The organism is Shewanella violacea DSS12 (genome assembly GCF_000091325.1).
In the GTDB taxonomy this organism is placed as follows: domain Bacteria; phylum Pseudomonadota; class Gammaproteobacteria; order Enterobacterales; family Shewanellaceae; genus Shewanella; species Shewanella violacea.
The window spans coordinates 3,208,037-3,221,672 of the sequence record NC_014012.1; the positions used below are offsets into that span (position 1 = coordinate 3,208,037).

A 13,636-nucleotide genomic window follows, 5' to 3' on the forward strand; every position below is an offset into this window, starting at 1 on the left:
GCTTAATCACTTCTGCAATTTTTAAGCTTTGTATCCGCAATGGTTTTGTATACAATTTGGCAATAATAAGCTTCTGCTCACGTTATCGTGAGAGACATAATCAGTATCAATTCTAACTCTATTGTATAAGGCCGCCATGAAATCTGACTTAACCTTTGCAGGATTAAAAGCCATAAAGCACAGCTTCTCACTCCCTTTAGATTATGCAAAACCCGAAGGCGAGCAGATCAAGGTATTCGCTCGAGAACTTGTTTCACCCGAGAACCAAGGTAAATCGCTACCTTATCTGGTATTTTTTCAAGGTGGACCAGGGTTTGGGGCGATTCGCCCCGCTGCCAATGGAGGCTGGATTAAGCGTGCCCTTAAAGAGTTCAGGGTATTACTATTAGATCAGCGAGGCACGGGTCTCTCTAGCCCAGTGAGTTACCTGAGCCTGAATCATATTAACTCAGAAGAGCAGGCCCAGTACCTGACACACTTTCGCGCCGATAATATCATCCGTGATGCCGAAGCGATTCGAGCTCAACTATGCCCTAATGAAAAGTGGAGCATCTTAGGCCAAAGCTTCGGTGGTTTCTGTGTACTGAAATACTTAAACGACGCGCCACATGGATTAAAAGAAGCCTATATCACAGGCGGTATTCCATCACTGACCCGTCACGCCGATGAAGTGTATCAAGCGACCTATAAGCGAGTATTAGCGAAAAACCAAGACTTCTTTAAGCGCTTCAGCGATGCGCAAACCCTTATCACTCGGCTAGCAGAACACGTCAGTAAGCATGAGGTTCGTATCGCCACGGGTGAACGATTAACCGTCGAGATGCTACAACTACTCGGGCTTAACATAGGCATGGAGCAAGGCCCTGAATCGGTATACTACCTTCTTGAACAGGCACTTATCGAAACCGAGTCAGGAACTCAGGTTAACCCTCTGTTTCTGGCACAATTCTGCCAGCAGCTCGATTTCAACACCAACCCTATCTTTGCCTTACTCCACGAGAGTATTTATTGTCAAAGTAGCGCCTCCAATTGGTCGGCTCAGCGAGTTCGTAGTCAATTTAATCAATTCAACTATGAAGCAGGCAAGCCTTTCTTGTTTACCGGCGAGATGGTCTATCCCTGGTTTTTCGAGCAGTTCACTAATCTTAAGCCACTCAAACATGCCGCCAACTTACTCGCGGAAAAATCTGATTGGTCACAGCTATATGATTTAGACACGCTGGCGCACAATCAGGTGCCCGTCGCCGCAGCCATCTACAGCGAAGATATGTTTGTCGAGATGAATTACAGCCTGGAAACCGCTAAGCGAGTGGGTGAATTAAAGTATTGGCTCACTTCAGAGTATGAACACAACGGCATCCGTATGGATGGCGAGCATATTCTTGATAGGCTGATAGCACTTAATAGAGGTGAACAGCTGCGTTAATTCCCAGCGAAGCAGGAGCAATTCGATTGTGCCTGTCACTTGATACGTGAAATGCACTGGATCAAGATTTCATAGTTTTCATAGTTTTCAATTAGCCTGCCTTTCGAAATATCCTCCCGTTATTCAATAACGGAAGGATATTCATTCAGCTCTAGATCTACCTCTAGCACCAAAAAACTCACAAAGATAAGCTCACTAATGCTCATAAAGCAATGTCTTCTAGGGTAATTCCACCCGCCTTTATTTCCTCTGAAATTTGATGAGGCATCATTCCTCGTCCTGACCAGAGAATTGTAGAGTTGAAATCCAAGCTGAGCATATATTTTGTATCATGAAAAAACTGAAAATCAGCACTTATAGCTAGTGCTGACTCTTGTTCTTGTTCACGTACAAACTCAGGAATACCCTCAACCTCCTTAGAACTATTGGCAACATGCTTTCTTTCACTCACTTCGACACAAGGCTGACAGCTATAGTCACAGAAAAACAATTCGGGCTGGATAGTGTTAGTGACACTATTTAGGTTAACTAAAGATAAAAAATCACAGCTTAAAACACACATATTAGATCCGCATTTTACAAAAAATAATTAATTTATAAATAGTATTAAAATAACTTTTTAATACTTCGGAATTAAGACTCAAGTCGAAACTGGATTGCTGTTTAATTTCTTGCAAGAAGTGTAAATCTTCTATGCAACGTCTTACCTGCCTATTCTTATTCAGCTTTTCCGAAATATATTTCTTACTCACATGTCTTTCTACGAGTTTATTGTCCCAATAAAAGAAGCATCTATCATTTTTTATATCAGACATATGTCATTCCTAATACGTAACTGAAGTACACCGATTAATTCGGACTGTTTAAAGTTAACCATTAGTGAATATTTTAAGGGGTTCATCGCGGTGAAACCACACTGAACAGCCCCTAGAAGGGACAAATCATAATCATTTATTAAAAATCAACACAGCCGACCTAACCACCGAATAACAAAGGAAAATAAATACATAAAATAAACATAAAAATAGATAATACACCCAAACAGATAAAAGCAGATAGATATAACCAGTAATCATGATAGTTTTATGCTTAAGCATACATTACTTAAATTAATCGCTAGAGATAACTAAACTAATGTTACTCTTTCTTTCGTCGCTAAAAGTAAAAAGAACAAAAAAAACAAGAGATTATGATACAATAAAAATTGAGTTAACGAATATATCATTATGGATTTTTAATTGGATAATCAAGCAGAACTAGATATTTTTGATATTGCAAATAAATATCTCTTTAACACACAAACACATACACTCACAGCTAAGGCCAGTCGCGGAAAAATGGTTGTTGAGCTAGGGCTAAATGAATCTAGACTACTGACCCTCCTGATTAAACATCAGGGTAAACCAGTAACTCGCGAGCAAATATTACACGAGGTATGGAAGAAGCGTGGATTAGTGGTCGATGAAACCAGCGTTAACCAGACGATTTCACAGATAAGAAAACAGCTCAATGACGATGCAAAAGTGCAGGCAATCATTAAGACCTTACCCAAGTTAGGTTACTCGCTTTCACCAGGCGTTAGCGTAAAAAGGTTGTCGCAAACAGAAGCAGAAGCCATCAATCCCAACATGCCCAGTAAAAAATCTATCTTGATGCAGGTTGCAATCGCTGCAGTACTGGCCGTCGCGCTGAATGTGGCCTTCTCAATAAACTCTTTTGATACCTCGCTACAGAGTGCAACCACGCCTTGGACCGAGATAAAAATTGATGGGGTCAATTTCTTACAGTTACAGCACAATCCGGTCGACAAAAGACTAACCTCTCAGATTGAAAAATGCGTGCGCGCTTTCCTCACGCATTCCCCCACTCAGATAGATACGATACTGATTTTTTCCAAAGAAAATAAATCGCTGACCTTAGTGCCGCTAACACATGGAAATAACGAGACATTGGTCACAATACTAAACAGAGACATTGCACCAGGAGAAAACAAATGTTTTCTGAAATAAGAAAGAAAATGCCATTGATTGTGAGTTTCATCGCTTTTTCAATCTTATTGAATCTACTACAAAACAAGTTAAGTGATGCTCAGCAGTTCGTCGATACGAGCTGGTCATTCGACAAGAAGCTGTACATCAATCACTCCGATTCATTCCTGAATGTAGACATTAAACAAACTCAGTGGCACGGACGAGTACACTTTTACCCAAATGATCAGTTTTCCGCCGAAATAAACGTCACCACAAACTATGCGGACACCGGCCAAGATTTTGAATATAACATCAAAGTTAACGGTCTATGGAATATCGTCGATGGGGTGCTTAACCTATCAACGCTAAACATCATCGAAATGAAACCCGTTGATGAACATCAGTATCATGAGGAGTATGTCGGCTTACAGATCTTGAAGAACTTGATTAGGCGACAATTTAACCAGAATCACACCATGCATTTTTATGGTGAGGACACTTTAGTATTAACTAATATCAGTCAAACATTAACCCAATTAAATAAGTTCTAAGTACCAAGCAAGTGCTTAACGTTAAGGGAGGGAACTCCCTTAACGTTAATTTACCATCATATAATGAGTTCGCTCAACTTAAAAAACGGCACTATCTGGGATGATTATTTACCCCATAGCCCCACATCAATGCATTGGTTCTTCCATCTGTGCATGCGTCATCCATTATTGGCTTGCAGCACTTGAATCTAGACACTCTTCATTGTTGAGTCCCCTTGATAAACCTCGACACAAATTGATCAGAACAAATCATTAACCCAAGACGGTTATCGGTAGAGGTAACTCGCGTAGCTCAAGGGAAGCATAGCCAAGCTCGTTGTTTTATCTAACGAACTTACCCATCACCTTTGGCACGTTTACTAATGCAGCTATAACTTGGAGAGTTAGTGGCACATCCATAAGCTGGAAAACTGAGGGTGTGAAACCTTCTAGTGCTCGCAGAAATAAGTTGCATACACCTTTAACAAAAGGCGCAGTTTCAATAGCTACATCAGAGTAAATATACCACGGTGACCGTGATGATCAGAGCAACACCAAGAGCTAATGGCTTGCTCATCAATCCCAAAGGTCAATCGATTAAGGAAACAAGGCCCAACGAGATTATTCATTAGGCTTTAAATTGCAGGTTGTAGCAGCCGTTGAAAAAGGCGTTATGACCTATAAACAAGCTCAAAGCATCTACGGCATCCAAGGTCGTTCAACAGTGCTTACCCAGCTAAGAAAACACGGTAAGATGAATTGGACTCAACCACTGAAGGCAGGTCAGAGAAAAAAGTACTTAGCCAAGAAGCGAGAAGCCTTCAAAAGCAGAAAATAATTCGCTTAAGCCGTGCTTGCAAGCTACTTGGTATAACAAGACAATAGCTACACATTAAATGAACTGGGTAAGAGCTATTGGCTTGACTTACTTCTTATGAATTATATTAATTTGGAACACATATATATAATGTCGCAGAGTTTTCGTAATCAGGTTTATCTTTATAGACAAAGTAGTTATGGTCTATCCCTAGAGATAATTCTTCGGAATGTACTATCGCCCAGCTATGAGTTTCATCCTGCTGGAAATCTTGAGTTAGGCTTATTGACCCCCCAATCCGATCTACATTTAAACTCTCCGCAACACTGATAGCAAAGGAATCATTATTATTTAATAATGTATTTAAATTGTCTATTTCATCTATCTTTGGCGGGTGGTAAGCACCTTGAGAAACACAATACTCGGTATTGGTCATGCCAGCTTGATTAGCCTGTGGTCCCATTACCCAACCTCTTAATCTTGGGATGTATTGATAAACTTTGTTGGAAGAGTCATAGTTCTCAGCGTATTCACCATTACCATCCTGATTATATGTATACACTATGTTCCCATCTTGAATATCTCGATCATATGTTAAGCTGTCGGCAAATGAAGACAAGCTAACAATAGACAATAGAGAGCACGCTATTATGTTTAATTTTTTCATTGTAAACCTTATTAATAAGTTTTAAATATAAAATATAAGAAGGTATTAAGGCGATAAATAATAAAGCCAGAAATACCATTCAGGAAGGATAATAAACATATAATGCGCAAGTTCAACATCACAGGCTAATCATTCATAAGTTTTCATAATTGCAAATAAATTCCAGATCATTAATTGCCTAATGCGGTGATTCCTCTCTAAATGTACGTGCGCCCCAATGACTCTTTTATCACCAGCGATTTACTAACGTGTGGTCATTATTCGATTAAATACTTCACATCCCAGACAGGCGTTGTTGATCAAATCTTCGCTATCGACGCACATACTTAAGGGGTTGAGCTAACTAGGCAGTCTGTTTCCTCACTGGCATTCTAGTCTTATGACTTTGTTGATGGCCTTTACACCTGCCAGCGCTTCACCAATTTGAGCACTATAATCTCGCAGGCTAAGTTTCGGACTAATCAGTTGCTTATATCGGTACATCGCTGTTTCAGATAGTGACCGTAAGTGATAGTCATTTTCCTTCTTCCATTGCGCTAATTCATTATTCTTAAGTGCTCTCACAGCCTAGTTTCGAGAATGCCCATCCTCCCAACATCCAGCACGCTTCTTGGTGGATTTACCACTTTTACACTGAAGGAGTTGGTGACACGCCTTGGTGTCGTATGCACCATCAGCAGAAACCTGTTTACTCTCTCTTCTCAATGGACTAAGCAATGCGGGTAACACTTCATTATCGGCAACGTTAATCAGAGAGACTTCTGCTGCCACGACTTCATGCGTATTCGAATCTACTGCAAGGTGTAACTTACGCCAAGTACGACGCTTCTCTTTACCATGTTTTCGAGTCTTCCATTCTCCCTCGCCGTAAACTTTTAGACCCGTTGAATCAATCACGACATGTGCCACTGCGCCACGACTCTGCGAGCGATATTTGATATTTACGGTCTTGGCACGTTTACTAATGCAGCTATAGCTTGGAGAGTTAGTGGCACATCCATAAGCTGGAAAACTGAGGGTGTGAAAGCTTCTAGTGCTCGCAGTGATAAGTTGCATACACCTTTAACAACCAATGCAGTTTCAATAGCAACATCAGAGTAAATATACCCGCGACCACGGCAACCGTGTTGTTCAGAGCAGCACCAAGAGCGAATGGCTTGCTCATCAATCCAAAAGGTCAAGGAGCCTCGATTGATCAATGCCTTGTTGTACTGAGACCAATTGGTCATTTTACCCATCTTGATGTTTCCAATTAGCACATTGGAAACATCAGATCACATAAACAGCAAAAGATACAATCGATTTAGGAAACAAGGCCCTCCTACACAGGTTTGATTTTAATCACTGCGATTGTTATCTGGAAATAGCATAAGGGTAGAAAAAGCGGTTAAATAGGAGCACTTACCCACCGGATATCTGTCATCACTACACTTATTGATTTATAGCCAACTAATGAACTACCAACGCAAATATATGGCGCTGTTGTAGGGAAATGTTGTCTATACTTAATGATTGAGGGTAAAGGAAATGAAAGCAAAACTATTTGTGAGTAAACTTAACCAGCTAACCAAAGCACTTATCTCTATGACTCCAGCCCAGAGAGAGATTGTTCACCAGTCAATTCAAGCTTTAGATTCAGAAATCTCTATCGATGAACTTATTCAGCCCCTTTTTGATGCGAAATCGCAATGTCCACACTGCGATTCTAGTCAGTTCAAAAAATGGGGCAAAGCTGGGGGAATACAAAGATACCGCTGCAATAACTGTAGTAAAACATTTAACAATAAGACTAAAACCCCGCTAGCGAGACTGCACAAGAGCCACATTTGGCAAGCGTATGCTCACTGTATGCAGTTAAGGTTAACACTGAGACAAGCCGCTAAAATCTGTGACATTAACCTTAAGACCGCTTTTTTATGGCGCCATCGATTTCTTCAGGCTCAAGCGGGTAAAAATGATGACAAATTATCGGGCATTATCGAAGTTGATGAATTCTTTCTCGCCTACTCAGAAAAAGGGAGTAAAACACTGAGTTATCGGCAAAAAGCCAGAAATCGAGGTGGTAATATTGATAAACGAACTAAGAAAGGACAAGTTGCGATACTGCTTTCCATTGATCGCAGTAAACATATGATAGCGCCGATTTTATCTGCTAATACGTCTTCAGAGATAGCGATTAATCTGATAGACAATATAGAAGAAAACTCAGTACTTTGCAGCGACGGCTCATGGGCATATGTGAAGATAGCCGCACAGAAGGGATGTGACCATAAGCGTTTGATAAATAATAAAATCAGAGTGATGGAGAATATCTATCATATTCAGACAGTCAATGGTGCAATAGCAAATTTTAAGGCTTGGATAAACGGAAGTATGAAGGGTGTGGCAACAAAATATTTATCACATTATCTAGCCTGGTTTAAGGAAAACAGCGCAAAGCTAGATAAACAGCAAATACTGTTATCCGCTTATGGGAGACAACAGCATTATGGAACATAGCCAAACATAGACGATTATTCAAATATTTGAGCAGCTGATTAATTGATAATACAAGCCTAGTGAAAGGCATCGATGAGAAGATGGCGGAGTGGCTTATGTCACTTAAATAGATTAGATATGTCAGTGTTTCTAAACGATACAATAACAACACCGATTTAATTGCCTCAATCAATGTTTCGCCTTAATCCTACTCAATGCTGCCAATCAAGCTCGGCAGTTGAGCACTTATTTATAGACTGAACGATTTAATATGTACAAGTCCCCAGCGCTAATAACGCTTTCATTTATGCAGAATAGGTTATCTTGCTCGCCTTTTATAAAATAATGAGCATCGATACACCAATGAAACAAAATGAAACTGTTGTCACTGAAGCGAGCAAATAAAACAGTCTGTGGCCAACATACAACGATAAGCAATGTTACTTTTCATACTGAACTTTTAATACTGGACATTTCATTAATGAAATGTCCAGTACAGCAATTAAAACCATACCGTTCTAGTCGGAAACCAGCAGCTTATTTAATCCCCAAGACAAGTAGAGGAATTACAACCCTTGTTGTTATCAGGCACGATAGACAATAGTGTCACATCGAAAATGAGCACAGAATGTGACGGAACGAGTTCAGTGCTCACATCCCCAAAACCAAGTGCTGCGGGGATCACCACACGCACTGTACTTCCTATGTTCATCTGTTGTAGCCCATCAGCCAACCCAGGGATCACTTCGGCTAATTTGAGCTGCGTTTTGGCCCCCGAGACAAATTCGTTACCATCAATTAACCTGCCATGATAGTCCACGATAACCGTATCGCCCATTGTCGGTTTTCCCCCGGTATCAGCAACCGGTGATAACACCTGATAACTCACCCCGTCTGGTGTCGTCACAACCCCAACTTTATGGCTAAACTGGTCTATAAATATCTCACCGGCAGCAGTGCGCTGCCTAGCGGTAACGGCTGCACGCTCTTGCTCGCGACTTTTTACCCATACATCGAACTCGACCAGCAAATCTGTTACTTCAGTTTGACTCAAGGCTAGATCATGATTCAATCCATCCTTAAAGCCAGCAATCAGTTCGCTAGCATCAAACTCAAACCCGAGTTGACGATAACTCACAAGCTGTAGCTGTAAAAACGCCCCCTTACTCACACCTATAGCATAGCCAACATCCTTTAAATGCAGCTCTTCTTGTGCGGTTAAACTGTGTTTAGCAGAAGCAGTCGCCGTAGACGATAACCATTGCACCGCCTTATCATAGTCCGCAAGCAAGGCTTGTATTTCGACGTCTGTTAGCTTCGACGACTGTGTCACGCCATCTCTGAAGCCCTCAATAAGTTCGGCATCAACCATCTTTAGCCCCAGTCGCTCACTAGCCCCAGCACGGGAACCGATAAACTGCCCCATGGTCACCCCCACACTGTAAACCACTGGTTTTTTGTTGACAGATATAGCATGTTCAACACTGGAGCTTGAACTTAACAACAGCGGCGAGTATGACCAATAGACACAGACAAGCACAGACACCGTAAAAGCGAGAACGCTGACACGAAACGCAGTGATGTAGCGTGGAGGATTAATAAAACAACGTAATAGTAAGGGCATAGGTTTATCCAGCCAAAAAAGTATAAGTATTTAGCCTTACAAAATACTTATACTTTGACTCCACGACCAATAAAATAATATGAATCATAATAATTAATAATGTCTTACTAGAAAGTCGGCGATCATCAAGTCTACATTGTGGATCTTTCTACCTGACACAGACTGCCTAATGTCCTTACTTGCCGAAATCACTTGCTCTGACAACCTAACCGGTGCTTACCATTGGCTCTGCGATCGCCGCAAACACTACCCGCCTAATGCAGATATCTGGCACCTACGGCATCACAAACAGCGCGAGCTGGCCAAGCTCACCGAAGAGTTGCGCACCAATCGTTACACCATCATGCCGTTGACCCTAGTGACCAAGGCGAACGGTGAGCGGATAGCACTCTGGTCGGCGCGGGATGCCCTAGTGATTAAGATGCTGACCCAAGTATTAGCAACCATATTGCCGGTGCACGCAAAATGTGAACATGTGGCGGGACATCGCGGTGGTAAGCGCTCGCTACGCCATGTCGATGAACAGATGCGCTCCGGCCGTTACCAGTTTGTCTGTCGCACCGACATCAAGGGCTATTATGCCAATATTAACAAACACCAACTGTTAGAGCAGATGACTCAATACGTCACATGCAAAACCAGCCTCAACCTCATTGGCCAATACCTATTCTACAGTGTCGAAGATGGCGGCGAGTTTTATACCCCTAAACAGGGGATCAGTCGCGGCTCGCCACTCAGCCCACTGCTGGCTGGATTTCAGCTCTACTGCATCGATAAATATTTTGCCAACCTGATGGACAGCAGGCAACAAACAATGAAAACGACTGGCCAAAAATGTAAAGACTCGTGTGTCAATGGCCTCTCGCAGTTACCCGATGGCGATATCTACTATGCCCGCTATATGGATGATTTCATCATCTTTACCCGCACCCGCTGGCAGTTACGGCGCGCGGTAAAGCGATTGAACCAGTTTTTTAACCAGTTCGGTTTCAAGCAGCACCCGGACAAGACTTATATCGGCAGGATAGGGACTAGCAAGGTGGAAAACCGGAATGAATTAGGTCGCAATGAGGGGAAAAGCTGTGCTCAAGTCACATCGGCAACACCAGATGCGCACCGTGGTGTCACGGCTGAGCCAGCAAGCGATCGACTCTCAGAACGAAGCAAAAAAGTGTCTAGACGGATAAAAACTGCGGGTGACAAACAAGAGGGTACACAAGCAACTATTTTACGACAGCTCGGCAGAAGAGAAACATTAAACCAAACAGAGAATGAAGGTACTCCACTCCTTCATTCCAAACACACCCGACAGCGCAAAAAAAGCCCCATCAGCGTCGGCGACATGTACAAAGCCGCCGACATGTGCAAACGCAAATGCTTCGACTGGATGGGTTTGATGTTTAACCTAAGCGGTGCACTCGGTCCCGCGCCGCGGGCAATCGAGAATCATCTGTCAAAGTGCCGCCAACTCTATGGAGAGGCCCAGCGCCGAGGCTGGGACCCATCTCGTACCCAAGCCAGACTCGACGCCTACCGCAGACGCTGGAATGCGGCCATCGACTGCATCTCGCTGACTCACAGTCAACATACGAGTGCGCGGACGTGTCCGTTCAACAGGCAACGCACTCACCACGTGGATAGAGGGATTGATTGAGCCCTTAACCCATAACGACCTAGCTGATAGCTACCCAGCTCAACACAACGCCAGTTTTATGAACAACCACACCTGTGGCGGCGCTGATCATCATAAACGTTGCCCCTTGCGCGGCCCGACCCATTACAACTGCACCAACTTGTCCATACATACGAAATTAGCACCTCTACCTTGATTCATTCCGTAACCCCAATTCTCGAGCTTCATCCTGTCGGTCGACGGCGTAAGCGTCTCCCAATTATTCTGGGTGCTTGGTGTGCTGGACCAATAGTACGCGTTCCCGTTCTGAACAACTCCCCCGCCGAACTCGCCACCATCAACATACTTATAATTATATCCTCGGCTGGGCAACCCTCCGTAGCCCGCGCACGCAGCAGTTGCATCAATGTGGTTGGCCCACCGAACGGGCTTAGGTCCCGCCAAGACCACAACCTCCAACGCCGCGTTCTGGGTTGAGCCGTTGTCGGTGTATTCCGCGCGCAGGAACGTGGTGCCCGAGTCGTGCGCAATGACTAACCCGTCGCTGCCGCCACTCGCTATGGCGTCGTCGTCAGACGTGAGGTCGACAACGCCGGTAATATCGACGACCGTCCCGCTTAGGTACTTGGCTTTAATTGCCACATTGGTGTGGTCGTCAATCTTCATGGCAAGCCTTTCAGGCTCGAGCTCGAAATAGACCCGTGTCAGTGGGTTGTCGATAAAGGTTATCTGCGTCTTCTTGGTCTGAGTCAGATAATTTGCATACACCCAGTAATCGCCTGACTTTGTACTCGTTATATTGGCACTGAGCTCACCTTGGGTATCGGTGATACCGACATTTTGATCGTAAACAAGTGGCGTGTCGGCATCGGAGTAAAGATAAACAACTTGTCCATCTGCTGGGCTCCCATCTCTAAGGGTGACCGTCGCCTTGATACTGCCATAGTCGTCACTGGGCAGAATATAGGCCTGGTTCTTGGTTGTCGACAAACCGCTGAGCACGCCGACGGCAACACAGGTGGCGATGGCTGAATTATTTTTCTGAGCACTCGATAGTGTGCCAGTTTGAAAATCATACTGCTTCGCATTGCTATCGCCGTCTAATGCAGATGTCCAGTACGCGCGCTGCACAGGCCAGTTTTTGGCGACTGAAATGCCGCTTTGGGCGCTAAAATCATCATAGAGTTTCTTCGCCTGATTGGGAGAGGGTAGCGCCATGCCACGAGTTGTACACAAAGCATCGGCGCTTAACCAGCTAAACAGGGGGATACTGTAAGAGCCTTTGGCGTTATCCTCCTGATAGAGGTGTTGGTAGCTGAGGTGAATCTGGTCGGCCTGGCCCTGCTGCCATGGGGCAGTATAAAGCTCATGGTTACTGGTCAGTGTGATGTCATCCCAATCCTTAAGTATGGTGCTATTGTCTACTACGTTGATGCGCACCACCCCGACGGCAAAACCAGCATTATGATCGCTAACGTAATAACTAACATCATAGGTTCCCGGCAGCTCGGCGCTAAAATCGAAGCTGGTGTTACTCAAGGTGTCAGCTGGGTCTTGGTGGGGCGTGGGGAGTATCTCCGCATTGTAGGCATACACATCGGTGAGCTGCAAGGCATCGCCGTCGGGATCACTGATACAAGATACCCCGCCACAATAACCGGTGTTGGTCACGTCTATGGTCACCTTCCCCCCCGGATTGATGTCGGTTGTAAATTCAAAATTTTTGGCGCTTGGCATGGCATCGGCAGCCGCCGAGACACTGATATCGACCGTGCCGGCCTTGGCGTCTTCACCGCTGTCGCTGACCAGTGAATACATGACTCGAGTGACGCCAGCGGCGACGGGAGAGTAGGTAATAATATTAGCGGCGCTATCGGCCGTGGCAGTGCCATCGCCCATGACCAGCAGGTCATAATCCAGGTGATAACCGGCGGGAAAGTCACCGGCTAATTTGGCCACTAGATCGACGTTAATATCGGTTACGATATCTGTAGTTTCGGCAATCAAGGGTAACTTGCCACTGAGTATATATTCAGACACCACGACGGTACTTGTAGAGCTAGCGCTAAGGCCCTGCTGCTCGTCATCAGGTATATTTTGCACGGTATAGTTATAGTAGCAAACATCAACACTACTATTATCAATGGTGTAGCTCAAACCACCTTCATTGATAACAGCCTTACTGCATGCTGAGCCCGAGTCTAACGGCTTGACAGATGCCAAAAGCAGTGGCAACCCCTGTGGGTCGACCACCACCTGAGATAGGTCTATAATAGCCTTGCCATCGGCTGTTGATGAGACCTGTACCTGATTTAACGCCTCATTGGCAATCGGTGGCAAAATTGTAACTACTTCGCCGCCGGGGGAGACTGGCTTATCGGCCGCATCATCACTTCCACAGCCGGACAGCAGGCAGCAAGACAGTAAAAAAAATAAACTCCAAGGTTGAAACTGAACCCTTAACATAAACATAATCCTTAACACGCACCTT

Annotated in this window: 9 protein-coding genes and 3 pseudogenes; 6 read left to right on the forward strand and 6 right to left on the reverse strand. The window is 44.1% G+C overall.

All coding sequences use genetic code 11. From position 1 onward, the window contains the following. Window positions 1–136 precede the first annotated feature (136 nt). Entirely contained in the window at window positions 137–1,426 is a 1,290-nt protein-coding gene (locus SVI_RS13355) for an alpha/beta fold hydrolase (protein ID WP_013052099.1), read from the forward strand. A 202-nt stretch (window positions 1,427–1,628) separates the two neighbouring features. On the opposite strand, the gene SVI_RS13360 is transcribed toward SVI_RS13355, so the two are convergent. Then, complete coding sequence (locus tag SVI_RS13360) at window positions 1,629–1,988, reverse strand: hypothetical protein (protein WP_013052100.1); 360 nt, start codon at window positions 1,986–1,988, stop codon at window positions 1,629–1,631. A gap of 676 nt (window positions 1,989–2,664) precedes the next feature. On the opposite strand from SVI_RS13360, the gene SVI_RS20760 reads away from it, so the two are divergent. Beyond that, complete coding sequence (locus SVI_RS20760; protein ID WP_013052102.1) at window positions 2,665–3,435, forward strand: winged helix-turn-helix domain-containing protein; 771 nt, start codon at window positions 2,665–2,667, stop codon at window positions 3,433–3,435. Then, on the forward strand, window positions 3,420–3,947 hold the full coding sequence (locus tag SVI_RS13375) for a regulatory protein ToxS (RefSeq protein ID WP_041419945.1): 528 nt from the start codon (window positions 3,420–3,422) through the stop codon (window positions 3,945–3,947). Before SVI_RS20760 ends, SVI_RS13375 begins: the two co-directional genes overlap by 16 nt. A gap of 346 nt (window positions 3,948–4,293) precedes the next feature. Here SVI_RS13375 and SVI_RS21905 read toward each other — a convergent pair. Further along, window positions 4,294–4,519, reverse strand: a pseudogene (locus SVI_RS21905) (transposase); the annotation flags it as partial. Window positions 4,520–4,566: 47 nt separating this feature from the next. Between SVI_RS21905 and SVI_RS13380 the strand changes: the two are divergent. After that, window positions 4,567–4,695, forward strand: a pseudogene (locus SVI_RS13380) (IS3 family transposase); the annotation flags it as partial. A gap of 175 nt (window positions 4,696–4,870) precedes the next feature. Here the strand turns inward: SVI_RS13380 and SVI_RS13385 are convergent. Together SVI_RS13385 and SVI_RS21145 are read right to left on the reverse strand one after the other, a co-directional pair. Further along, window positions 4,871–5,410: a hypothetical protein gene (locus tag SVI_RS13385; RefSeq protein ID WP_013052105.1), complete on the reverse strand. Its 540-nt coding sequence runs from the start codon at window positions 5,408–5,410 to the stop codon at window positions 4,871–4,873. A 343-nt stretch (window positions 5,411–5,753) separates the two neighbouring features. Continuing rightward, a pseudogene (locus SVI_RS21145) lies at window positions 5,754–6,648 on the reverse strand (IS5 family transposase). A 289-nt stretch (window positions 6,649–6,937) separates the two neighbouring features. Here SVI_RS21145 and SVI_RS13395 point away from each other — a divergent pair. Next, the gene (locus tag SVI_RS13395; protein ID WP_013052109.1) at window positions 6,938–7,909 is read left to right on the forward strand and encodes an IS1595-like element ISShvi1 family transposase; all 972 of its coding nucleotides are present in this window, start codon (window positions 6,938–6,940) and stop codon (window positions 7,907–7,909) included. Between the two features lie 520 nt (window positions 7,910–8,429). Here the strand turns inward: SVI_RS13395 and SVI_RS13400 are convergent. Continuing rightward, a complete protein-coding gene (locus tag SVI_RS13400; protein WP_041419946.1) occupies window positions 8,430–9,512 on the reverse strand; it encodes an FKBP-type peptidyl-prolyl cis-trans isomerase N-terminal domain-containing protein in 1,083 nt (360 codons plus the stop codon). 169 nt (window positions 9,513–9,681) lie between these two features. Between SVI_RS13400 and SVI_RS21745 the strand changes: the two genes are divergently transcribed. Continuing rightward, a complete protein-coding gene (locus SVI_RS21745) occupies window positions 9,682–11,166 on the forward strand; it encodes a reverse transcriptase domain-containing protein (RefSeq protein WP_013052111.1) in 1,485 nt (494 codons plus the stop codon). A 123-nt stretch (window positions 11,167–11,289) separates the two neighbouring features. On the opposite strand, the gene SVI_RS13410 is transcribed toward SVI_RS21745, so the two are convergent. Next, the gene (locus SVI_RS13410) at window positions 11,290–13,611 is read right to left on the reverse strand and encodes an Ig-like domain-containing protein (protein WP_041419947.1); all 2,322 of its coding nucleotides are present in this window, start codon (window positions 13,609–13,611) and stop codon (window positions 11,290–11,292) included. Between the last annotated feature and the right edge of the window lie 25 nt (window positions 13,612–13,636).

What these genes read in the sequence shown, in the direction of transcription:
- SVI_RS13355 (WP_013052099.1), top strand. Translation starts at nt 137, where the DNA reads ATGAAATCTGACTTAACCTTTGCAGGATTAAAAGCCATAAAGCACAGC.
- SVI_RS13360 (WP_013052100.1), bottom strand. Translation starts at nt 1,988, where the DNA reads ATGTGTGTTTTAAGCTGTGATTTTTTATCTTTAGTTAACCTAAATAGT.
- SVI_RS13375 (WP_041419945.1), top strand. Translation starts at nt 3,420, where the DNA reads ATGTTTTCTGAAATAAGAAAGAAAATGCCATTGATTGTGAGTTTCATC.
- SVI_RS13385 (WP_013052105.1), bottom strand. Translation starts at nt 5,410, where the DNA reads ATGAAAAAATTAAACATAATAGCGTGCTCTCTATTGTCTATTGTTAGC.
- SVI_RS13395 (WP_013052109.1), top strand. Translation starts at nt 6,938, where the DNA reads ATGAAAGCAAAACTATTTGTGAGTAAACTTAACCAGCTAACCAAAGCA.
- SVI_RS13400 (WP_041419946.1), bottom strand. Translation starts at nt 9,512, where the DNA reads ATGCCCTTACTATTACGTTGTTTTATTAATCCTCCACGCTACATCACT.
- SVI_RS21745 (WP_013052111.1), top strand. Translation starts at nt 9,682, where the DNA reads ATGTCCTTACTTGCCGAAATCACTTGCTCTGACAACCTAACCGGTGCT.
- SVI_RS13410 (WP_041419947.1), bottom strand. Translation starts at nt 13,611, where the DNA reads ATGTTAAGGGTTCAGTTTCAACCTTGGAGTTTATTTTTTTTACTGTCT.